The following is a 19,639-nucleotide window of genomic DNA, read 5'->3' as shown; positions in this document are numbered from 1 at the left end:
CGCGCGCGCCGGCGGCGCGGCCCTGCTGCTGCTGCCGCTGCTGGCCTGGCGCGGCGGGCTGGCCGGCCTGCGCCGCCGCTGGTGGGCGATCGCCGTGGTAGGTGTCACGAATTCGGCGCTGCCCTTCGTGCTGTTCAGCTTTGCCGCGCTGACCATTCCCGCCGGGCGTTCCGCCATGTTCACTGCGGCCACGCCGCTGTTTACCGCGCTGATCGGCTGGCTGTGGTTGCGCGAACGCCTGGATGCGCCACGCGTAGCCGGGCTGGCGCTAGGCTTCGCCGGGGTGCTGTGGCTGGTGTGGGACAAGGCCGGGCTGCAGCACGGTGCCGCGGGCAAGGCCGCCGGCCTGGCCGCGCTGGCCTGCCTGGCCGCTACCCTGCTCTATGGCTTCTCCGCCAACTTCACCCGCAAATACCTGGCGGACGTGCCGTCGCTGACGGTGGCAACGGGCAGCCAGCTCGCATCGGCGCTGCTGCTGTGCGCGCCCGCGGCCTGGCTGTGGCCAGCCACCCAGCCAAGCTCGCACGCGTGGCTGGCGCTAGGCGCGCTGACCGTCGCCTGCACCGCGCTGGCTTATGTGCTTTTCTTTCGCCTGATCGCCAAGGCCGGGCCGGCACGGGCAATGACCGCGCTGTTCCTGATCCCGGCCTTCGGTGTCTTGTGGGGCGCGCTATTCCTGGGCGAACGCCTTACCCCTTCGATGCTGCTGGGCTGCGCCGTGATCCTAGCCGGCACGGCCCTGACAACAGGCGTTGTGCATGGATGGAGCAAGCGCCTGGCAAGCTAATGTGGCGAAGGGATGCGGGTTGGCTTCATCGGGCTCGGAAAAAAATTCGGCGCGCCACAATGGGCGCGCCGATTCGCGTGCAGCGTGGGAGCGCTGCGATATACCTTCGTTAAAACGGATGCTTTGGATCCTGGGGACCTTCAGGCCGGGAGTGCCTGTGCCACCACGGTGGCCATGGAGCCACTGGCAACGCAAACCAGCGCCCAGCCTGCCAACATCCGGAAACTCTTCCAACGGCTCATGATGCACTCCTGGTATCCGCGCGTCGTTACGGTGACGCAGCGGGGTGACGCTTTGAATCCGGCGCGCCGGGGTCATACAGACCCTGCGGCTTGCCGGTTGTTCGGGTTACTGGCTCAGGCCTTGGCGCCGTCGGTGTACACGTCGCGTGCGCCGCTGCGAGCACCGTCGAAGTAGGGGTTGCGCTTGTCGTTGCGGGCGCCGTCGGTGTACGGGTCAAACTTGCGGCTGGGTTCAGCCGACACGCCGCTGCGATCCAGGCCGGCGACGGTACGGAAACCATCCGTGTACGGGTCGGTCTTGCCAACGCGTGCGCCGTCGGTGTAGGGGTCGGCGCTGCGAGCGGGGTCGGACGACACGCCGGCGCGGTCCAGGCCGGCGGTCAGGCCGCCTTCGGAGAAGACGTCGAACTTGCCGGTGCGGGCGCCGTCGGTGAACGGATCGAACTTGCCGGCGCGTGCGCCTTCGGTGAAAGCGTCGAACTTGCCGCTGCGGGCGCCGTCGCTGTAGACGTCGCGGGTGCGGTATTCATAACCGTACTTGTCTGCGGGGACGGTTGCGGCGGCCTGAGCATGGCCGGCGGCAAAAGCTGCGGCGAGGGTGGCGGCGGTCAGCAGGGACTTGGCAAAAAGCTTGGTGTTCATGATGTTCTCCAATCGAAGCATGGGTCCGGGGGTCTGCTTTGGCCGCGGGGACCGGGTTTTAGCTGGATCGTCGTTTTTCTTGCCTTCTTACCTACCACTAGGTAGAGAAGCGGAGCAAAAAAAATGACTTTCGTCCTTGTTACTCGTTTGCTGCGTTGGAAACCGGCTGGCTGGGCCTTGTCTGTCTGGCGTTACCTGGCTGCGGCATCCATGGAACACATCTTATCTACCTGTAAGTAGATAGTCAAGGGTTTTTACTAGGTTGCAATTAAGATATCCGGAAACGGCATAAGCGGCATAAGACGCACTATCCGGTGCCATGGCCATTTGTTGCCCTGCGTGTACTACGCTTTTGGGGTGTGTGGACCAAGAGGGATTGCCGCATCGCGGCATCGCGAGCAAACTCTCCGGGCCGTGACCGGGCATCCCCGCGCACGCATCAGCAGTAGCACTTGACTCATCCGCACCGGCGCCAGCGCGGTGCCACCGGGAGGCCGTACCGCCATGAGCGCAGACAATGCCATCGGAAGCCTGGAACCCCCCGACCCGCAAGCCATCGTTGCGGCGGGCCTGGCCATCGAGCAGGAGGCCGCCACCGCGGCGTTCTCCCCGATGGAGTCGCGCAGCCACCAGATGTGGCCCCTGCTTGCCGCCGCCGAGATAGCACGGCTACGGCACTTCGGCACATTGCGGCAGTGGCGCGCCAATGAATACCTGTTTCGCACCGGCGACCCGGCCCACGGCATGGTCGTGCTGCTGCGGGGCCGCGTGCGCGTGATGCAGCGCGACGCACGGGATCGTGCGTCGGTGGTCGGCGAGCACGGGCCGGGCAGCTTCCTTGCCGAGGTGGGGCAGCTATCGGGCAAGCCTGCGCTGGTCGACGGCCTGGCGCTGGAGGACGTCGAGGCCATCGCGATTCCACCCGATCGGCTGCGCGCGCTGATTGTGGCGGAAGCCGAACTGGGCGAGCGGATCATGCGTGCGCTGATCCTGCGCCGCGTCGGCCTGATCGAGCGCGGCAATGGCCCGACGCTGCTGGGCCGCGGCAGCGACGCGCGCCTGCTGCATCTGCAGGCGTTCCTGCGACGCAACGGCTATCCCCACACCGTGGTCGACGCGGACACAGATCCCGAGGCGTGCGCCCTGCTCGATTCCACCACGGCCGCGCCCGGCGACTTCCCGCTGGTGATCTGCCCCGGCGGCGCGGTGCTGCGACGCCCGGACGCGGGCCAGCTTGCCACCTGCCTCGGCCTGCTGCCCGAATTCGACCCGGACTATGTCTATGACGTGATCGTGGTGGGTGCCGGCCCGGCTGGTCTCGCCACTGCGGTGTATGCCGCTTCCGAGGGCCTCTGCGTTGCCGTGTTCGACAGCCTTGCGCCAGGCGGCCAGGCCGGCGCCAGCTCGCGCATCGAGAACTACCTGGGCTTCCCCACAGGTATTTCCGGACAAGCGCTGGCCGGCCGGGCCTTTGTGCAAGCCCAGAAGTTCGGCGCGCACCTTGCCATCCCCCTGCAGGTGGCCGCACTGCATTGTGGCGAGCATCCGCAGCGCGTCGAATTGAGCGATGGCCGCAAGATTGCGGCCCGGACCGTGGTCATCGCCAGCGGCGCGGCTTACCGCCACCCCGCTATCGCGGCACTCGATCGCTATGAGGGCCGCGGCGTCTACTACTGGGCGTCCCCGGTGGAAGCCCGCCTGTGCAGCAGCGAAGAAGTCGTGCTGGTGGGTGGCGGCAATTCCGCGGGGCAGGCCGCTGTCTTCCTGGCCGCGCACGCCAAGCGCGTGCACATTCTCATTCGGGCCTCGGGGCTGGAGGCCAGCATGTCGCGCTACCTGATCGAGCGCATTGCCGCCCAGCCCAATATCGAACTGCATACCGGCGCGGAGATTGTGGCCCTGGGCGGCGAAGAACGCCTGGCTACCATCGGTTATCGCACGCGCGACAGCGACCGCGTGACCGAGCTGCCGATCCGGCATCTGTTCCTGTTTACCGGCGCCGATCCCAATACGGGATGGCTCGCCAGTTGCAATGTGCGCGTGGACGCGAAGGGATTCGTGCTGACCGGCACGGACACGGCGCATGAAGGCACGATGCCGGCATCCACGCTGGAGACCAGCGTGCCAGGCATCTTTGCAATCGGGGACGTGCGCTCGGGTTCCACCAAGCGGGTTGCAGCGGCCGTGGGCGAAGGCGCGGCGGTGGTCGCGCAGATCCACAGCTACCTGGCAAAAATGAAACAGCCTGAGCCGGGAACGCTTGCCATGTAAGCATTGCCGGACGCCTTGCAAACACCGGGCGATCAATTTACTCCTGCCGCCGCGCGCCGGCAATCGACTGTGTGGACGGCGCGCGACAGGGCCTGAAATGCGCTTTTATTTACTATATTGGTTGCATGGCAGGAGCTTCAATTCGAAGCCATCGATAGCGGGAGGTTGCCATGCGTTCGCTTGCAGACATGTTTAGTCCGCCCACCCCGGAGAAAATCGCAGCAAGGGAATTGCAGCAAATGCGGCTTACCTTATTCCAAGCCGAGCGCCGCCTGCTAGAGGCACAGATGCAGGTCGACTACTACCGCGACCTGGTCGCATTCCTGGAAGATGTGAGCGCCTCCGGCGTCGAGAGCGTCGTGGACAAGCGGCGCACCCCGGTCACCACGGAGCATGCGCAAGCGCCCCGCTCCGCGCCCGGCCTCATCACGGTGCCTGCCGTACCTTCAGCAGCCTGACGGTTTACCGGGGCCAACGTGACTCACGTTGGCACGGCGCCGGCGCGCCCTTCGCTTGTGCGAAGACGGGCCGGTGCATCGTCATGCCATGCCGCGCGGCTTGAAGCCGCGGCGGCTATCCGCTCGCATGACACACGGCGCTTGCTGAAGCGTTCCCGATTGCCCAGCCGCCGGCACCGCGCCGGCGCTGTGCGATACTTGCCGCCTCACGCGGCATCCCCATGCCATGCGCACAAGAACATAGCCTCGCACCGGGCAGTGGCGCCCTGCACGCTCGCCGTGCCGGCAGCCCGATCAGGTTGCGGGAACAAGGAACAAGGAACATCGAAATGAGCGCACTGCTGCCAGCCATTGAAATCGAAACCGCGCCGTCGCCCACGTGGTCGGTCATCTGGATGCACGGGCTCGGCGCCGACGGCAGCGATTTCGTGCCCGTGGTGCCGGAACTTGGCCTGGCGCGCGCGCCCGGCGTGCGTTTCGTGTTTCCCAACGCGCCGGCCATCCCGGTCACCTGCAACGGCGGCTACGTCATGCCGGCGTGGTATGACATCCACTCACTCGACGACGCGCGCCGCCATGCGGACGAGGCCGGCATCCGTGTCTCCCGCGACGCCGTTCGCGCCTTGATCGCGCGGGAGAACCAGCGCGGCGTGCCCAGCCATCGCGTGGTGCTGGCCGGTTTCTCGCAAGGCGGCGCCGTGGCCTATACCACCGCCCTGACGCATCCCGAAGCCCTGTGCGGCATCATCGCTCTTTCCACCTATATCCCCGCGCCGGCGCTGCTTGCCGCCGAATTCAGCGAAGCCAATCGGGCCACGCCGATCTTTGCCGGGCACGGCACCGAGGACGACGTGGTATCCGTGCAGCTCGGCCTGCTGGCACGCGACACCCTGGAAAAACTGGGCTGCAAGGTGGACTGGCACACTTACCGCATGTCGCACTCGGTCTGCATGGAAGAGATCAAGGCGATTGGCACATGGTTGAATGCGCGCTTCGCGGCGGGCGAGAAATCCTGACAGGCCCGGACATCGCTCCAGTATCGCCCCGGCATCGGATAGCGTGGTAGGCTCGCGCCCCACCGCATGATTTGCAAGTCATTATGAAAACCTCACCCCCCGACGCTTCGGCGCCCACACCCGCTCCAGCGCTCAAGCTCGACTTCAATACCCGCAAGGCTCTGCTGTTTGCGCTCGCCGCCGAACGCTTGTCGGCATTCTACGAACACCGTCAATGGATGACCGATGCCCAGGGCGCAACCCTGGCGAGCCTGTGGCTGTCGCGCTCCAAGCTGCAACTGGCGCTGGCCGAGCGGCGCTTGCTGTCGCAGCTGAGCGATCAGTTCGCGCGCCAGCTCGCCGGCACGCTCTCGCGCGAGGCGGGGCTGTACACCGCCCACGAAATGATGGAAGCGCTGGATCCCAACTACCAGTCCGCCTTTGCGCACGACCTGCTCGACGAGTGCGAGCGGCTCCTGCATGAGAACGGCGTGACAGAGTGATAACGAAGTAAGCCGGTGCAGGACGCATCGCGTCCCGCCATTGCGGATCAGAGGCTGGCCACCCTGGCCGGGCCGCGGCTCTTGTCGAATGGCTCGGCATCGAGACGGCGGAATACCAGTGCCGATAGCAGCGTAATCATGCCCACGGTAAAGAACGCCAGCCGGTAAGCCGTACCGGCCACGCCCAGCTGGGCGGTAAACATGCTGACAAGCCCCCCGCCGATGGTGACCCCGAGCCCGATTGCCAGCATCTGCACCATCGAGAACAGGCTGTTGCCGCTGCCCGCGTCCTCCACGCTCAAGCCCTTGAGCGTCACGCTGTTCATGGCGGCGAACTGCATGGAGTTGGTCGCGCCGAACAACGCGAGCTGCGCAATGGCCAGGCCCACTGGCCAGCCCGGCGAAATCGCCGCGAACGAGGCAATCGATCCGCCCACCAATACGGTGTTGACCAGCAGGAAATTGTCATAGCCAAAGCGCTTGACGAGCGGCACGATCCAGCGCTTGGCGACCACGCCGGCCAGTGCGGCCGGCAGCAGCATCAGCCCCGAATGCAGCGGCGAATACCCCATCTGCAACTGCAGCAGCAACGGCATCAGGAACGGCACCGCGCCGGAGCCGATGCGGCACACCAGGTTGCCGGCCAGGCCCACGCTGAAATTGGGCTCGCGAAACAGCGCCAGCCGGAACAGCGGATTGCGCCGCCGCCGCGCATGCGGGATGTAGAGCAGCGCGGACAGCAGGCTCAGCCCGAACAGGCTGCCGCTCCATGCCGCGTGGCTCGCCTCGCGCGGGGTGTCAAGTGCCAGCGAGAACGCCACCATGCAAAGCGATAACAAGCCACAGCCGAGAAAGTCGAACGGGGCCGCGCGGCCGGGGGTGTGGTCGGGCAGGTAGCGCAAGACCGCCAGCATCCCGATGGCGCCCACGGGCACGTTGATCAGGAAGATCCAGTGCCAGGCCACCGACTGCACGATCCAGCCGCCCAGCACCGGGCCAAAGATCGGCCCGACCTGCCCCGCCACCGAGACAAAGGCCAGCGCCGCGATGTATTGCTCGCCGCAGACGCTGCGCAGCACCGCCAGCCGGCCGATCGGCAACAGCATGGAGCCGCCCACGCCCTGTATCACGCGGGCAACCACGAGCTGGTCCAGGCTCTGCGCGCCCGCGCAGAACAGCGAGCCCAGCACAAAGATCAGGATCGCCGCGAAGTACACGCGCCGGGTGCCAAAGCGGTCGGCCAGCCAGCCCGAGGCCGGCGTGAGCATCGCCATGGTCAGCGTGTAGGCCACCACCACCGGCTTCATGTCGAGGGGGGTTACCTTGAGGCTGCGCGCCATTGCGGGCAACGCGGTGTTGACGATGGTGGTGTCGAGCGTTTGCATGAAAAAGCCCGCTGCGACGATCCACAACATGGCCTTTTGCGAGGATTGGCTGGTCATCTGGTACGTCTCGAGGCAAGTACCGGCAATAAGGGGCAATCACCGGTGAGGCATCTGGAATGGCCCGAGAGAGAAGCGATACGGGTAAACCAGTGCCACGAATGCTGCCGATGTTAATACCGGCCGTGCCAATCGGGAACCCTGCTAGGTATATTGACTGTCATCGGAGAATCCGATGACAATGCGGCATGCTCAATCCCGTCTGGATCAAGACCTTCGCCACCGTAGCCGCCGCGCACAGCTTTACCGACGCGGGGCGCCAGCTCGGCCTGTCCCAGTCCAGCGTCAGCGACCACGTCCGGCGCCTGGAACAGCATGTGGGGCGCCGGCTCTTTGTGCGCGATACCCACACCCTGGCCATGACCGCCGACGGCGAGGCGCTGCTGGCGCACGCGCGGCTGATCCTGGATGCCATTGCGCGCGCGGAGTCCCAGTTCAATGCGCCGCGCCTGCAGGGCCGCGTGCGGCTGGGCACCTCGGACGACCTCGCGCTGGGCCCGCTGCCCAATGTACTGGCAGCGTTTCGCAACTCGCATCCCGATGTGGAGCTGGAAATCACCATTGGCATGACCGGCAAGCTCTATGAGCTGATGGATGCCGGTGCGCTGGACCTGATGATCGGCAAGCGCCGCGAGGGCGACCGGCGCGGCGCGCCGCTGTTCAGGGGCAAGCTGGAGTGGCTCGCCCGGCCCGGCACGGTGGCCGACCTGCGCCAGCCCCTGCCGCTGATTCTGGTGCCCGAGCCCAGTGTCACGCGCGCCATCGTGCTCGATACGCTGGCCAAGGCCGGGATGCGCTGGCAGATCGTCTGCACCAGCAGCAGTCATTCGGGCTGCATCGCCGCCGCGCGCGGCGGGCTGGGCATTACCGTGCGCGCGCAATATCTGTCCGGGCGCGGGCTGTCGCCGCTGGTCAATGGCGACAGCCTGCCGGCGCTGCCGGAGGTGGAATTCATCTCGCTGCGCGCGGGCCGCCTGAGCCGGCCCGCCGAAACGTTGCTGCAACTGCTGCAAAAGAGCGATCTGCGCGGGTCCTGGCTGGACGAGTAGCCAGGATCTGCACACCGCGCCCCGCGCGGCTCACGCATTCGCGCCATCCTGGTACACATTGAAGCTGCGGGCCGGCGACGCTGAAACGCCGCGGGTATCCATGCCGGCCACCTTCTGCGCGCCATCGACGAACGGGTCGACATTGCGCGCCGGATCGGAGGAAACACCGGAGCGGTCCAGGCCAGCGATGCGCGCGCCATCCGTGAACGTATCGAGCTTGCGGGCGCCGTCGGAGAACGGGTCGGTGCTGCGGGCCGGATCGGCGGAGACGCCAGTGCGGTCCAGGCCGGCGATGCGCGCGCCATCCGTGAACGTATCCAGCTTGCGGGCGCCGTCGGCAAACGGGTCGGTGCTGCGGGCCGGATCGGCGGAGGGGCCAGTGCGATCCAGGCCGGCTATGCGGGCGCCATCGGTAAAGGGATCCACGATGCGGGCGTGGGCACCGTCGGTGAACGAGTTGAACCTCCCGCCCCTTGCGCCATCGGTAAAGGCGTTCACGGGCGCCGTGCGCGCACCGTCGCTGTAGATATCGCGCATGCTGGTGGCGCTATGGGAAACCGGGCTGGCCGCTTGGGCGCTGCCCAGGGCAAACACGGCGCCGGCGATGGCGGCGGCGGCAAACAGCGACTTGGTGAGGTTCGGGTACATGGCAATCTCCAACTGGGTGAATGTGCCCATTCGTCGCCGCCACCCACAGGAACTTACAGGTTTTTTTCACATTGTTTGCGCCGATCCTTGCGCCGCATCCACATGCGGCGCCCCGGCCACCTGACCCCTCCCCCAGTCAAAAGTATGAACCCGGGGTTGACCCAGCCAAAAGCCTATCCCCCCAATACCGTGGCGATCTCCAACCTCCGGCCACTGTCGGCAAGCACACGCATGACGCTTAATACGTTAACGGGTCATGCCCGACTGCGTGGCATACCGCACAGAGAAAAATCCAAACGGCTGGCGCAGCAGCCGCGACCTTTCGACTTGGGGAGACAACGGGATGATCGATACCGAACTGGATTTGGCCGGCAATCACTTGCTGGGTGCCCTGCCGCCGCACGAGCGCCGCTTGCTCCTGCCGCGCCTGGATAGCGTCAACCTGCGCACGGGGCAACTACTAAGTGATTCCGGGCAGCGCATCCGGCATCTCTACTTCCCGAGCACGGCGGTGATCTCGATGATGTCCCTGCTGGAAAGCGGCGCCACCGTGGAGCTGGCCTCCGTGGGCCGTGAGGGGCTGGTCGGCCTGCCCGCGCTGACCGGCGCCGAGACCATGCCCAACCGGATCGAAGTACGCAGGAGCGGCATCGGGTTTCGCGTTGCCGCGAGCGACCTGCGCGCGATCTACCCCGAGCTGCCCACACTGCAGCGCATGGCCCTGCTCTATATGCAGGCGCTGCTCACGCAGGTGTCGCAGACGGCCGTCTGCATCCGCCACCACTCCCTGACCACGCAGTTGTGCCGCTGGCTGCTGCTGGCGCTGGACCGCTCGCCCTGCAATGAGCTCGACGTTACCCAGCAGACCATTGCCGACATGCTTGGCGTGCGGCGCGAGGGCGTGACCGAGGCGGTCGGCAAGCTGGCGGAGCTGCAAATGATCCGGCACAGCCGCGGCCATATCACCGTGATCGACCGGGCCGGTCTGGAGGGCTTTTCCGGCGAGTCTTACCGCATCGTGCGCAACGAGTTCGACCGCCTGCTCAGCCACGCGGCCGGCTGATCGGCCAAGCCGTCAATCCTGCGGCAGCGCCTGGTACGCAGTGGCAAGATGATATGGGGTGGTCGAAGGCATCTCCGATCGCTCCACCTTGCCGGCAGGCGACAGGCACTCATGCCAGCCGCCCGCGTGCAGGAATCGCGCCGGGTAGGCTTTCAGCCAGGCCTGCAGGTGCGCCAGCGCGACGCTGTCGCCACGCACCGCCAGTGCCCGCGCGAACTCGGTCTGGGCCCAGATGCGCTGGATCGGATCACGGAGCGAGCCGTCCAGATGCAATGCCGCGGCCACGCCCATGGTGCTGGTGTCGACGCCGTGCTGCATGGCAAAGTCGAATGCGCGTGCCAGCGCTTGCCTGAGCCCGGAGCCCTCGAACAACGCGGGCTCGCTGGCAAGCAGCGAAAACCACTCGAACTGGTGGCCGGGCTCGACCCGGTTGCCAGCGCGATCGGTATTCATCGGCAACTCGGCAATGCAACCGGTCGCCGGATCGACAAAGGTGGCCAGCACGGCGGCGGCAATGGCCGCCAGCCGGTCCACATAGACATGTTCCCCGGTTGCCTCATGCGCCGCCAGGTAGGCCTCGGTCAGGTGCATGATCGGGTTTTGCTGGGGCGGCCCGCCGACCGGGCTGAAATCCTGCGCGAGCGCGGCATGGTAAAGGCCGTGGGCAGTGGCGAAACGCTGCTCGATCACGCGTGTGGTGCTGTCCAGCAAGGCCCGCGCTTGCGTGCTGCCCGAGCGCTTGAAATACGCCGCGCAGGCAAAGACGACGAAGGCGTGGGTGTACAGGTCCTTGGTGGTATCCAGAGGCTGTCCCTGCGCATCGATGCTGTAGACCAAGCCACCCTGCACGCCGTCGGCAAAGCGGCCGCTGAGCGACGCGAACAGGCGCGCGGCATGGGCCGCCGCATCGGCGCCCGCGCACTGCGAAAACACGTAGAGCTGACGCGCGCAGGCCATGGCGCGGTAGCGCGCCACCGGCAAAGGCTGCCAGTCAGCGCCGGACAGCGCCTCGTAGGGCAGCTGCATCGCGGCGTTCCAGCCCGGCCCGGTCCATAGCGGCAGGACGGCGGCATCGTAGTGCGCGCGCAATGCGGCGAAGGAAGCGGCCTTGGGATCAGCACCAGCGGTGGCAAGGGGTGGCGTAACGTTCATGCGGAAAAGGAAATCGGTAGGAGGCACGTATCTGCCACCCGTGGAATATACCTCAGCCCGCCAAGCGGCCCTCCCGAGCGGCGGTTGCGGCCCTTGAATGCCGCCTTCGGCCCAATAGCTCTTTTACGCCGATGGCAAGCTTGATCCCGCCAATAAATCGCCTAACCTTACGACGTGGCCCCTCCAATCGAAGGCCGCGGTAAGCGGCTTTTGCGCCGTATTCCGCGCCTGCCGCGGCGCCCGGGCCACATGCCTGGTTTGTGCAGATGACATGGCCGGAAGGATCCCCGCCTCCCGTCCAGTGTATCTATTAAGCACTTTCGGCCCATCCGGAGCCCTCCGGAGGTCGCGCCCATGCTCCATGGGAGAGCAAGATGGAAAAGCCGGTGGTAAGTCCCTTGCGTTTTGTCGAACTACTCAACGCCAGGCTGCCCGCCCATCCCCTGTATCAGGAGGGGATGCGCGTGTACGCCATTCCCAATCATTCGGAACACCCTCACAGCCTGGTCTGCGTTGGCCCGCGCGGCGTCAAGGGCGTGTGCGCGACGGTGGAGCTCATCGTGCGCGGCGAGTGCGAGATCTTTCCCGACATACCGGGCGACTGGCACGCCTCCCACCACGGAACGGTCCGCGCGTTGCATCGCTAGGGCTTTCCCGCCCTCACTGCCCTCACCGCCCTCACACCCCACTCAAACCCGCTCCAGCTTCTGGTGAGGCTGGGGCGGCAGCGCCACACGGATCGCGTCTTGCGCTCGCACCAGCCCGCCGGCCAGGACAATGCCCATGATGCCGGCCTTGCGCACCAGCTTGCCTTGATCGTCCCGGCCCAGGACCTGCGCGAGCAGCCCCGGCTGGAAGCGTTCGATCTGCGCGCAGGGATTGCGCAGCCCGGTGATCTCCACCACCGCGGTCTCGCCCAGGTGCAGCCGCGCGCCGGTTGGCAGCGCCAGCAGGTCGATACCCTGCGTGGTGATGTTCTCGCCCAGCGCGCCAGGCGCCACCGCGTGGCCGGCGGCCTGCAGCATCGCCTGCAACTCCACCGATAGCAGGTGAATCTGCCGCAGGTTCGGCTGGGTGGGGTCCACCGCCACGCGGGAACGGTGCTTGACGGTTTCCCCCAAATGCGCGTCACCCTCCACACCCAGCCCGGCCAGCAGGCGGATGACCGGCGTACCCGCCTTGCTGAAGGTGTGCGTGGCGCTAAGGCTTACCGCGACCACCCTGCCCGCCTGCGACGATTCGGTCCACCCGATGTCGGCCGGCATGGTCATGCCGCCGCGCGCCCTGGCTCGCCGGGCACCGGCATCTGGACCACGCCCGCGCTGTCAGGCGCCAGGGCGCCCGCCGGATAACGCGCGGCAAACACCAGCCGGCCCGACGACCACGTATGCGTCACCAGCGGCTGGCCTGCCACCATGGCGACTGCCACCAGGTCGGCACGCAGCCCGGCCGCGATGCGGCCGCGATCGGACAACCCGCAAGCCGCGGCCGGGTTGACGCTGACCAGCGCGGCGGCCTGCGGCAGGCTCAGGCCCGCCAGGCGCTCCGCGGCAAAGGCGGCGGCAATGAGCGTGGACGGCTGGTAGTCCGAGCACAGGCAGTCCGCCACCCCCGCGCTAATGGCATCGATGGCACGCATGGAGCCGCTCTGGCTTTGGCCGCGCAGCACGTTGGGCGCACCGAGGATGGTCGGCAGCCCCTTTGCCTTGGCGGCTTGTGCCGTCTCCAGGTTGATCGGGAATTCGCTCATGCGCACGCCCAGCGCGTGCATGGTGGCGATACGCTCTGCCGAGTCGTCGTCATGGCTCGCGGCCGGCACACCCATGCTGGCGGCCAGCGCCAGCAGGCGCTCCACCCGGTCCAGCGCGCCGTGCTGCTCCACCCGTTTCTTGTCGGCGGCGGCATGGGCTTCTTCCCGGCTCATGGCGTGGTTGCCCATCATGTAGGCCAGGTACGCCTCCAGCGTCTTGAACTGGCCCTGCCCGGGCGAGTGGTCCATCACCGAGACCAGGTCCACCAGGCCGGCTTCCACCAGTTGCTCCAGCACCGGCAATGCGCTCGCGTCGGTGACCTCGTAGCGGCAGTGGATGCGGTTGTCCACCAGGCTGTGGCCGCGGAAGGCGGCAACGGCGCGCACGAGCTCGGCGGCGGTATCGAAGTTGCGTACGCCGAACGTGTTCCCGGCAAACGAAACCGCATGGTAAGGCGTGGTGATGCCCGCGGCGGCGTTACGGCGATCGACCTGCGCCACGGCAAAGTCCAGCGGAAACATCACCCGCGAGCGCGGCTCGGCTTCTTTCTCGATGGCGTCGCAATGCAGGTCGATCAGGCCGGGCAGCAGCGTCTGGCCACGCAGGTCGATCACCTGGGCGGCGCGCGGCACCGCGCCGGCATCGGGCTCGATGGCCGCAATGCGGCCGTTCTCGATCAGCAAGGCGCTGTCGGCTAGCACGCAGTCGGGCAGGACGATCCGCGCATGGGTCAGGTAGGCAGGAAGCATGGTCGGTTCCGGGAACGATGGGGAACGATTGGGAACGATTGGGAACGATTGGGAGCGAATGAATACGATAAGAATGAATGGCTCAGCCAGCGACCGCCGCAAGCTTGCCAACCGGTGCGGCCTCCGTGACGGCAGGCGGGTGCAACGGCAGCAGCCTGGTGGCCACCGCCTCGCGCACGGCTTCATCGTGGAAGATGCCGACCAGGCAACGGCCCTCGGCCAGCGCTTCGCGGATCAGCGCCACCACCACCGCGCGGTTGTCCGCGTCGAGCGAGGCGGTCGGCTCGTCCAGCAACAGCACCGGATGGCCGCCGATCAGCCCGCGCGCGATGTTCACGCGCTGCTGCTCGCCGCCCGAGAACGTCGCGGGCGGCAAGCTCCACAGCCGGCCAGGCACCTGCAGCCGCGCCAGCAGCACCGCAGCACGCTCGCGCGCTTCGTCGGCACTGGCGCCGCGCTGCTGCAGCGGTTCGGCGACCACATCGAGCGTGCTCACGCGCGGGATCACATGAAGGAACTGGCTGACATAGCCGATCACCTCGCGCCGCAATTGCAGGATGCGTTGCTCGGGAGCACGGGTCAGTTCCACCCATGACTCGCTGTCACGGATGCGGATGCTGCCTTCGGTGGCCAGGTAGTTGCCGTAGAGGCAGCGCAGCAGCGTGCTCTTGCCCGCGCCGGAACTGCCGGCCAGCACCAGGCATTCGCCGGCGGCAGCGTCGAAATCGATGGCCTGCAGCACGGGCAGGCGCGTGCCGCCCTGGTTGTGCAGGATGAAGGTCTTGCCGAGGCCGCGCACCTGGATGCGCTGGAGGTCTTGCCTTCCGTCGTTTGTGTCGATTGTGTCGCTTGTGTCGCTTGTGTCGCTTGTGTCGATTACGTCGTTTAGGTCTTTCATGTCTTGCGTCATGGTCAGCCCTGCAGGATGGAAGACACCAGCAGCTGGGTGTATGGATGGTGCGGATCGTCGAGGATCTGGTCGGTCAGGCCGCTTTCCACCACGCGCCCGCCCTGCATCACCAGCGTGCGATGCGCCAGCAGGCGCGCCACGGCGAGGTCATGGGTGACGATGATGGCGGCAAGGCCAAGGTCCGCCACCAGCCGGCGCAGCAGATCGAGCAGGCGGGCCTGCACGGAGACGTCGAGCGAGGCGGTGGGCTCGTCCATGAACACCAGGCGCGGATGCGTCACCAGGTTACGGGCGATCTGCAGGCGCTGCTGCATGCCGCCGGAGAAGCTCGTCGGCGAATCGTCCAGGCGGCCCAGGTCGAGCTCCATCTTTTCCATCCACGTGCCGGCGACTTCGCGCAGCTCGCCATAATGGCGGCCGCCCACCGCCATCAGGCGCTCGGCGATATTGGCGCCGGCGCTCACGCGCATGCGCAGGCCATCGCGCGCGTTCTGGCGCACGAAGCCCCAGTCGGTGCGCGCCAGCAGGCGCAGCCGGGCGTCGGATAGCGTGGCAAGGTCAACCAGCCCTTGCTCGCGGGTGTCGTAGCAAACGCTGCCGGATTCCGGCGCGGCCTGCCAGGACACCGCCTGCAGCAAAGTGCTCTTGCCCGAGCCGGATTCGCCCACCACGCACAGCACTTCGCCGGGGAAGAGATTGAAGCTGACATCGTGGCAGCCGTGCACGCCATCCCAGGTCCGGGTCAGGCCGCGCACGGACAACAGCGGCTGGTGCGCGTCGGTGCGGCTCATGCTGCCTCCTTGCGTGCGTTGGCGGCCGTGCCATTCGGCCCGGTCTCACCCTGCTCCTGGCGGGTCGCGCAGTACTCGGTATCGGAGCAGACGAACATGCGCCCGCCCGCTTCGTCGATGATGATTTCATCGAGATAGCTGTCGGTGGAGCCGCACAACTCGCAGCAGCCGTCCCACGTCTCCACCGCAAACGGGTGGTCGTCGAAGTCCAGGCTCTTCACGCTGGTAAAGGGCGGCACCGCATAGACCCGCTTCTCGCGGCCCGCGCCGAACAACATCAGCGCCGGGCTGAAGTCCAGCTTCGGGTTGTCGAACTTGGGGATGGGCGACGGCCGCATCATGTAGCGCTGGTTGACCATCACCGGGTAGTCGTAGGTGGTGGCAATGCGCCCATGGCGGGCGATGTCCTCGTACAGCTTGACGTGCATCGCGCCGTATTCCGCCAGCGCGTGCATGGTGCGGGTCTCGGTCTCGCTCGGTTCCAGCCAGCGCAGCGGCTCCGGGATGGGCACCTGGAACACCATGACCTGGCCCTTGGCCAGCGGGGTTTCCGGAATCCGATGGCGGGTCTGCACGATGGTGGCTTGTGCGGTGCGCTCGGTGGTCTGCACGCCCGTCACGCGGCCGAAGAAGCGGCGGATATTGATGGCGTTGGTGGTGTCGTCCGAGCCCTGGTCGATCACCTTGAGCACATCGTCGCTGCCGATGATGGAGGCGGTGACCTGGATGCCGCCGGTTCCCCAGCCGTAGGGCAGCGGCATTTCGCGGCTGCCGAAGGGCACCTGGTAGCCGGGGATCGCCACCGCCTTGAGCAACGCGCGGCGCAGCATGCGCTTGGTGGATTCGTCCAGGTAGCCGAAGTTGTAGTGTTCGTCGCGCACGGCGGCGTTTGCGTTTGCGCTGAGATCAGCGTTGGTGTCGGTCATGATGCGATGGCCTCCTGCGCCTGCGCTTGGGCCACGTCGGCGATTGCGGCAGTGTCCTGCCCGGGCGGCGTGGGCGCCGGGGTTGGCACGCCCTGCCCGCGCTCGGCACGCAGGCGGCGCAGCAGTTCGAGATTGGTCTGGAAGTCCACGTAGTGCGGCAGCTTCAAGTGCTGCACGAAGCCCGAGGCCTCCACGTTGTCGCTGTGGTACAGCATGAACTCCACGTCGTTGGCGGGCGCGTCGGCGGCTTCGCCCAGCTCGGCGGCGCGCATGGCGCGGTCGGCCAGCGCCATCGACATGGCCTTGCGCTCGCCGTAGCCAAACACCAGGCCATAGCCGCGCGTAAAGCTCGGCCCTTCCTGCGCGTTGCCGGCAAACTGGCTCACCATCTGGCATTCGGTGACCTCGATCTCACCGATGGTCACGGCAAAGCCCAGCTCCTCCACGAACAGCTCGACCTCCACCTCACCGTAGCGGATCTCCGCGGCGAACGGATGCGAATTGCCGTAGCCGCGCTGGGTCGAATAGCCCATCGACAGCAGGAAGCCTTCGTCGGCGCGCGCCAGGTTCTGCAAGCGCGCCGGGCGTGCGGCAGGCAGCTCCAGCGGCTCGCGCGTGAGGTCGGGCGGCGCGGGATCGTGCTCGGGCACCGTCTCCGGCTCGATCAGCGATTCCTGGCGCAGCAGGTCGGTCACGCGGGGCATGCGCGCGTCCAGCGTGGTCGGCGCGGGCGGCAGCGGCGCGTTCTCGCGCTCGGCTTCCAGCGTGAAATCCAGCAAGCGCTGGGTGTAATCGTAGGTGGGTCCCAGCACCTGCCCGCCCGGCACATCCTTGAAGGTGGACGAGATCCGGCGCTGCAGGCGCATGGCGCCGGTATCGAGCGCCACCGAGTAGCCAAAGCGCGGCAGCGTGGTGCGATACGCGCGCAGCAGGAACACGGCTTCGATCAGGTCGCCCGCCGCTTGCTTGATGGCCAGTGCGGCCAGGTGCGGGTCATACAGCGAGCCCTCGGCCATCACGCGCGACACGGCCAGCGGCATCTGCTCGCGCACCTGCGCCAGCGTCAGCTCCGGCACGCAGCGGTCGCCGCGGCGGTAGTCGTCCAGCATGCGGTACGAGTTGAGGATGGCGCGTTCGCCCCCTTTGACGGCAACGTACATGTCAGGCCTCCGCTTGGGTGGTGCGCGGCAGCGCGCACAGGGCGCTGCCACTGGTCAGCAACACGTCCACGCCGAGCGGGAAGCGCGCGTGGTTGGCCTGCCACTGGGCCCAGAAGTCCCCCGGCAAGCCCTGCACGGCCAGCGTGGCGTGGGTCTCGATGCCGGGGCCGCGCAGCGTGACCGCGGAGCCCGCGCTCAGGGACGGGACCTCGACCAGCAACGTGGCGGAGCGGTCCGGGTAAGCCGGATCCCCCTGGGCACAAGCCGCCAGATCGGGCAGGGCGTGGCCTGCGGGCACGGCCACGAAGGCCGCCTGCCCGACTTGCGCCACCAGCGGGCAGCCGCAGTGAAAGCGCAGGAAGGCTCGTACGGCCTCGGGCGTATCCGGCGGCAGCCACAGCGGCGTATCGCTGTCGACCAGCGTGAGCAGCAGCGCGCTTAGGGCCAGTGACAGGCCCTGCGGCACGCCGCATGGCTCGGCCAGCACGCCGATGCTGCCCGGGTGGGACATGGCATGCAGCGCGGCGCGGAAGGTCCGCTGCGCCGATTGCACCGCATCGTCGAAGCCGGGCAGCAACATCGGCGCGCCAGCGCCGTGTCGCCCCGGGGCCACGTTGTCGTATCCAGCCGCCTTAGCGGCAATCGATTGGCCTGGCATCTCAGTCCTCTCCACGCACCATGGTAAAAAACTCCACCTTTGTCTGTGCCGCCACGGCGGCCTTGTGCTCGCCTTGCGCCGTGCGCGCCCGGGCAAGCGGCGCGACCACGTCGGCCTGCACGCGCGCATGCCACTCGGGCAGTTGCAGCAGCGCATCCAGCACGGCGATCTGCTCCGCCAGGGCGTGTGTACGGCCCTGCACGTAACCCACCCCGACCACGCCGGGTTCCAGCGTCACCGCGCAGCGCGTCACGCTGACCTCACCGAGGTTGAACTGCGCCCCCGTGCCGCCTGCGCGCCCGCGCACCATGGCCATGCCGCTCTCCGGCTTGCGCAGCAGGCGGTAGGCGGGCAACGCGCCGAGGCGCCCCACGGCCTGCGCCAGGGCATCCGGAGCGGCCAAGGCCAGCACGCGCAGCCAGGCGGCGCGGGCCGCTCGAGCCGCTTGAGCCGCTTGCTGCTGGGCCGCCGCCCCTGGCAGCGTGCCCGCTTCGGTATCAGTTCGATCCATTTCACATCCCCTATACGTCTATACGTTTAGATGTAGAATACCATCCATGGCCGAACTACAACACAGCCAGATGAAGCTTTCATGACGGCGGCAACGCGGTTCGCCCGCGTGCACGGCATGGCCAGGTTGAGGCACAATCGCATCCTATTGAAGCACGCAAATGATTAACGCACGATGACGAAGAGGCAGGACACGATGGTGGAACAGGAAGTCGAGCGGGGTTCAGGAGTTGCGGTATGGCGCCAGATCGGCGAGGCCCTGGCGCTCGACATCCGCAACAAGCTCTATGTCCCGGGCGAGCGCCTGCCGCCCGAGCCCGAGCTGGCCACGCGTTTCGCCGTCAACCGCCATACCATCCGCCGCGCCATGGGCGAGCTGGAACAAAACGGGCTGGTGCGCATCGAGCAAGGCCGCGGCACCTTCGTGCAGGAACACGCGATCGACTACGCCATCGGGCGGCGCACGCGTTTTTCGCAGAACCTGGCCAGCCAGGGCATGCGCGGGCACATCGAGGTGCTGGAATCGCAAACGCTGCGCGCGCCCGAGATCGCCAAGCACCTGGGCCTGGCGCGCAGCGCGCCCATTCTGCGTGTACAGATGCTGGGCAAGGCCGAAGCCCGCACCATCGACGTGGCCGAGCACTATTTCGACGCCACGCGGTTCCCGGACATGGACGCCGAGTTGCGTGCGCGCCTGTCGATCTCCAAGGCGTTCGCTCATTTCGGCGTCACCGATTACACGCGCAAGTGGTCACGCATCACCGCTGCCATGCCGACGGCGCCCGTGGCCCGCCAGCTCAACCAGCCCAAGACGCGGCCGATCCTGCAGGTGGAGGCGCTCAACGTCGACCCGGACGGCGCGCCGCTGCAATACAGCGTGGTGCGCTTTGCCGGCGACTGGGTACAGCTGACCGTAGCCGACCAGGACTAAA

21 protein-coding genes are annotated in these 19,639 nt (G+C 67.2%); 9 read left to right on the top strand and 12 right to left on the bottom strand.

From position 1 onward, the window contains the following. Window positions 1–787 (top strand): DMT family transporter (locus tag ACYP5B_RS24630; RefSeq protein ID WP_459571400.1); only part of this gene is annotated, 787 nt, incomplete at its 5' end. 356 nt (window positions 788–1,143) lie between these two features. Here the strand turns inward: ACYP5B_RS24630 and ACYP5B_RS24625 are convergent. Beyond that, entirely contained in the window at window positions 1,144–1,671 is a 528-nt protein-coding gene (locus ACYP5B_RS24625; protein ID WP_318232729.1) for a hypothetical protein, read from the bottom strand. A 504-nt stretch (window positions 1,672–2,175) separates the two neighbouring features. Here ACYP5B_RS24625 and ACYP5B_RS24620 point away from each other — a divergent pair. The 4 genes from ACYP5B_RS24620 to ACYP5B_RS24605 all read left to right on the top strand — a co-directional run bounded on the left by ACYP5B_RS24620 (window position 2,176) and on the right by ACYP5B_RS24605 (window position 5,898). After that, a complete protein-coding gene (locus ACYP5B_RS24620) occupies window positions 2,176–3,942 on the top strand; it encodes an FAD-dependent oxidoreductase (protein ID WP_400099260.1) in 1,767 nt (588 codons plus the stop codon). A gap of 170 nt (window positions 3,943–4,112) precedes the next feature. Further along, window positions 4,113–4,400: a hypothetical protein gene (locus ACYP5B_RS24615; protein WP_400099258.1), complete on the top strand. Its 288-nt coding sequence runs from the start codon at window positions 4,113–4,115 to the stop codon at window positions 4,398–4,400. A 329-nt stretch (window positions 4,401–4,729) separates the two neighbouring features. Then, window positions 4,730–5,416, top strand: coding sequence for an alpha/beta hydrolase (locus tag ACYP5B_RS24610; protein ID WP_459571399.1), 687 nt, complete (start codon window positions 4,730–4,732; stop codon window positions 5,414–5,416). A gap of 83 nt (window positions 5,417–5,499) precedes the next feature. Continuing rightward, window positions 5,500–5,898: a hypothetical protein gene (locus tag ACYP5B_RS24605; RefSeq protein WP_174423696.1), complete on the top strand. Its 399-nt coding sequence runs from the start codon at window positions 5,500–5,502 to the stop codon at window positions 5,896–5,898. A 47-nt stretch (window positions 5,899–5,945) separates the two neighbouring features. On the opposite strand, the gene mdtD is transcribed toward ACYP5B_RS24605, so the two are convergent. Continuing rightward, window positions 5,946–7,340, bottom strand: a complete 1,395-nt coding sequence (mdtD, locus tag ACYP5B_RS24600; RefSeq protein WP_459571398.1) for a multidrug transporter subunit MdtD — start codon at window positions 7,338–7,340, stop codon at window positions 5,946–5,948. A 188-nt stretch (window positions 7,341–7,528) separates the two neighbouring features. Between mdtD and ACYP5B_RS24595 the strand changes: the two genes are divergently transcribed. Beyond that, entirely contained in the window at window positions 7,529–8,389 is an 861-nt protein-coding gene (locus tag ACYP5B_RS24595; protein ID WP_318232733.1) for a LysR family transcriptional regulator, read from the top strand. A 30-nt stretch (window positions 8,390–8,419) separates the two neighbouring features. Here the strand turns inward: ACYP5B_RS24595 and ACYP5B_RS24590 are convergent, their stop codons facing one another. Continuing rightward, window positions 8,420–9,037: a copper resistance protein CopQ gene (locus tag ACYP5B_RS24590; RefSeq protein WP_459571397.1), complete on the bottom strand. Its 618-nt coding sequence runs from the start codon at window positions 9,035–9,037 to the stop codon at window positions 8,420–8,422. 343 nt (window positions 9,038–9,380) lie between these two features. Between ACYP5B_RS24590 and ACYP5B_RS24585 the strand changes: the two genes are divergently transcribed. Further along, window positions 9,381–10,100 (top strand): Crp/Fnr family transcriptional regulator, encoded by a 720-nt coding sequence (locus tag ACYP5B_RS24585; protein WP_459571396.1) that lies wholly within the window; start codon window positions 9,381–9,383, stop codon window positions 10,098–10,100. 12 nt (window positions 10,101–10,112) lie between these two features. On the opposite strand, the gene ACYP5B_RS24580 is transcribed toward ACYP5B_RS24585, so the two are convergent. Further along, the gene (locus ACYP5B_RS24580; RefSeq protein WP_459571442.1) at window positions 10,113–11,252 is read right to left on the bottom strand and encodes an AGE family epimerase/isomerase; all 1,140 of its coding nucleotides are present in this window, start codon (window positions 11,250–11,252) and stop codon (window positions 10,113–10,115) included. A gap of 374 nt (window positions 11,253–11,626) precedes the next feature. Here ACYP5B_RS24580 and ACYP5B_RS24575 point away from each other — a divergent pair, with 374 nt between their 5' ends. Then, window positions 11,627–11,899 (top strand): hypothetical protein, encoded by a 273-nt coding sequence (locus ACYP5B_RS24575; RefSeq protein ID WP_459571395.1) that lies wholly within the window; start codon window positions 11,627–11,629, stop codon window positions 11,897–11,899. Window positions 11,900–11,941: 42 nt separating this feature from the next. Here the strand turns inward: ACYP5B_RS24575 and ACYP5B_RS24570 are convergent, their stop codons facing one another. The 8 genes from ACYP5B_RS24570 to phnG form a co-directional block, all read right to left on the bottom strand. Next, the gene (locus ACYP5B_RS24570; protein ID WP_459571394.1) at window positions 11,942–12,523 is read right to left on the bottom strand and encodes an MOSC domain-containing protein; all 582 of its coding nucleotides are present in this window, start codon (window positions 12,521–12,523) and stop codon (window positions 11,942–11,944) included. Beyond that, window positions 12,520–13,752: an alpha-D-ribose 1-methylphosphonate 5-triphosphate diphosphatase gene (locus ACYP5B_RS24565; protein WP_459571393.1), complete on the bottom strand. Its 1,233-nt coding sequence runs from the start codon at window positions 13,750–13,752 to the stop codon at window positions 12,520–12,522. The genes ACYP5B_RS24570 and ACYP5B_RS24565 overlap by 4 nt, the downstream gene beginning before the upstream one ends. Before the next feature lie 82 nt (window positions 13,753–13,834). Beyond that, window positions 13,835–14,650 carry a phosphonate C-P lyase system protein PhnL gene (phnL, locus tag ACYP5B_RS24560; RefSeq protein WP_459571392.1) on the bottom strand — a complete coding sequence of 272 codons (816 nt, stop codon included), beginning with the start codon at window positions 14,648–14,650 and terminating at the stop codon, window positions 13,835–13,837. 14 nt (window positions 14,651–14,664) lie between these two features. Next, window positions 14,665–15,453: a phosphonate C-P lyase system protein PhnK gene (phnK, locus tag ACYP5B_RS24555; protein WP_459571391.1), complete on the bottom strand. Its 789-nt coding sequence runs from the start codon at window positions 15,451–15,453 to the stop codon at window positions 14,665–14,667. After that, window positions 15,450–16,379, bottom strand: a complete 930-nt coding sequence (locus tag ACYP5B_RS24550; RefSeq protein WP_459571390.1) for an alpha-D-ribose 1-methylphosphonate 5-phosphate C-P-lyase PhnJ — start codon at window positions 16,377–16,379, stop codon at window positions 15,450–15,452. Before ACYP5B_RS24550 ends, phnK begins: the two co-directional genes overlap by 4 nt. Next, window positions 16,376–17,539, bottom strand: a complete 1,164-nt coding sequence (locus ACYP5B_RS24545; protein ID WP_400099238.1) for a carbon-phosphorus lyase complex subunit — start codon at window positions 17,537–17,539, stop codon at window positions 16,376–16,378. The genes ACYP5B_RS24550 and ACYP5B_RS24545 overlap by 4 nt, the downstream gene beginning before the upstream one ends. A 1-nt stretch (window position 17,540) precedes the next feature. Further along, complete coding sequence (phnH, locus tag ACYP5B_RS24540; RefSeq protein WP_400099264.1) at window positions 17,541–18,119, bottom strand: phosphonate C-P lyase system protein PhnH; 579 nt, start codon at window positions 18,117–18,119, stop codon at window positions 17,541–17,543. A gap of 79 nt (window positions 18,120–18,198) precedes the next feature. Further along, window positions 18,199–18,708: a phosphonate C-P lyase system protein PhnG gene (gene phnG / locus ACYP5B_RS24535; RefSeq protein WP_459571389.1), complete on the bottom strand. Its 510-nt coding sequence runs from the start codon at window positions 18,706–18,708 to the stop codon at window positions 18,199–18,201. Between the two features lie 195 nt (window positions 18,709–18,903). Here phnG and phnF point away from each other — a divergent pair, with 195 nt between their 5' ends. After that, on the top strand, window positions 18,904–19,638 hold the full coding sequence (phnF, locus tag ACYP5B_RS24530; RefSeq protein ID WP_400099262.1) for a phosphonate metabolism transcriptional regulator PhnF: 735 nt from the start codon (window positions 18,904–18,906) through the stop codon (window positions 19,636–19,638). The last annotated feature ends 1 nt before the right edge of the window (window position 19,639 follow it).

This window comes from Cupriavidus sp. 8B, assembly GCF_054589115.1.
The sequence above is the reverse complement of the archived record's forward strand: the minus strand, read 5'-3'. Positions and strand labels throughout refer to the sequence as shown.

Bases quoted from the DNA above. Each gene is read 5' to 3' on its own strand.
- ACYP5B_RS24565 (WP_459571393.1), bottom strand. From the start codon at position 13,752: ATGCTTCCTGCCTACCTGACCCATGCGCGGATCGTCCTGCCCGACTGC.
- phnF (WP_400099262.1), top strand. From the start codon at position 18,904: ATGGTGGAACAGGAAGTCGAGCGGGGTTCAGGAGTTGCGGTATGGCGC.
- ACYP5B_RS24550 (WP_459571390.1), bottom strand. From the start codon at position 16,379: ATGACCGACACCAACGCTGATCTCAGCGCAAACGCAAACGCCGCCGTG.
- phnL (WP_459571392.1), bottom strand. From the start codon at position 14,650: ATGAAAGACCTAAACGACGTAATCGACACAAGCGACACAAGCGACACA.
- ACYP5B_RS24625 (WP_318232729.1), bottom strand. From the start codon at position 1,671: ATGAACACCAAGCTTTTTGCCAAGTCCCTGCTGACCGCCGCCACCCTC.
- phnK (WP_459571391.1), bottom strand. From the start codon at position 15,453: ATGAGCCGCACCGACGCGCACCAGCCGCTGTTGTCCGTGCGCGGCCTG.
- phnH (WP_400099264.1), bottom strand. From the start codon at position 18,119: ATGTTGCTGCCCGGCTTCGACGATGCGGTGCAATCGGCGCAGCGGACC.
- ACYP5B_RS24545 (WP_400099238.1), bottom strand. From the start codon at position 17,539: ATGTACGTTGCCGTCAAAGGGGGCGAACGCGCCATCCTCAACTCGTAC.
- phnG (WP_459571389.1), bottom strand. From the start codon at position 18,708: ATGGATCGAACTGATACCGAAGCGGGCACGCTGCCAGGGGCGGCGGCC.
- ACYP5B_RS24575 (WP_459571395.1), top strand. From the start codon at position 11,627: ATGGAAAAGCCGGTGGTAAGTCCCTTGCGTTTTGTCGAACTACTCAAC.
- ACYP5B_RS24595 (WP_318232733.1), top strand. From the start codon at position 7,529: ATGCTCAATCCCGTCTGGATCAAGACCTTCGCCACCGTAGCCGCCGCG.
- ACYP5B_RS24580 (WP_459571442.1), bottom strand. From the start codon at position 11,252: ATGAACGTTACGCCACCCCTTGCCACCGCTGGTGCTGATCCCAAGGCC.
- ACYP5B_RS24590 (WP_459571397.1), bottom strand. From the start codon at position 9,037: ATGTACCCGAACCTCACCAAGTCGCTGTTTGCCGCCGCCGCCATCGCC.
- ACYP5B_RS24620 (WP_400099260.1), top strand. From the start codon at position 2,176: ATGAGCGCAGACAATGCCATCGGAAGCCTGGAACCCCCCGACCCGCAA.
- ACYP5B_RS24570 (WP_459571394.1), bottom strand. From the start codon at position 12,523: ATGACCATGCCGGCCGACATCGGGTGGACCGAATCGTCGCAGGCGGGC.
- ACYP5B_RS24615 (WP_400099258.1), top strand. From the start codon at position 4,113: ATGCGTTCGCTTGCAGACATGTTTAGTCCGCCCACCCCGGAGAAAATC.
- mdtD (WP_459571398.1), bottom strand. From the start codon at position 7,340: ATGACCAGCCAATCCTCGCAAAAGGCCATGTTGTGGATCGTCGCAGCG.
- ACYP5B_RS24585 (WP_459571396.1), top strand. From the start codon at position 9,381: ATGATCGATACCGAACTGGATTTGGCCGGCAATCACTTGCTGGGTGCC.
- ACYP5B_RS24605 (WP_174423696.1), top strand. From the start codon at position 5,500: ATGAAAACCTCACCCCCCGACGCTTCGGCGCCCACACCCGCTCCAGCG.
- ACYP5B_RS24610 (WP_459571399.1), top strand. From the start codon at position 4,730: ATGAGCGCACTGCTGCCAGCCATTGAAATCGAAACCGCGCCGTCGCCC.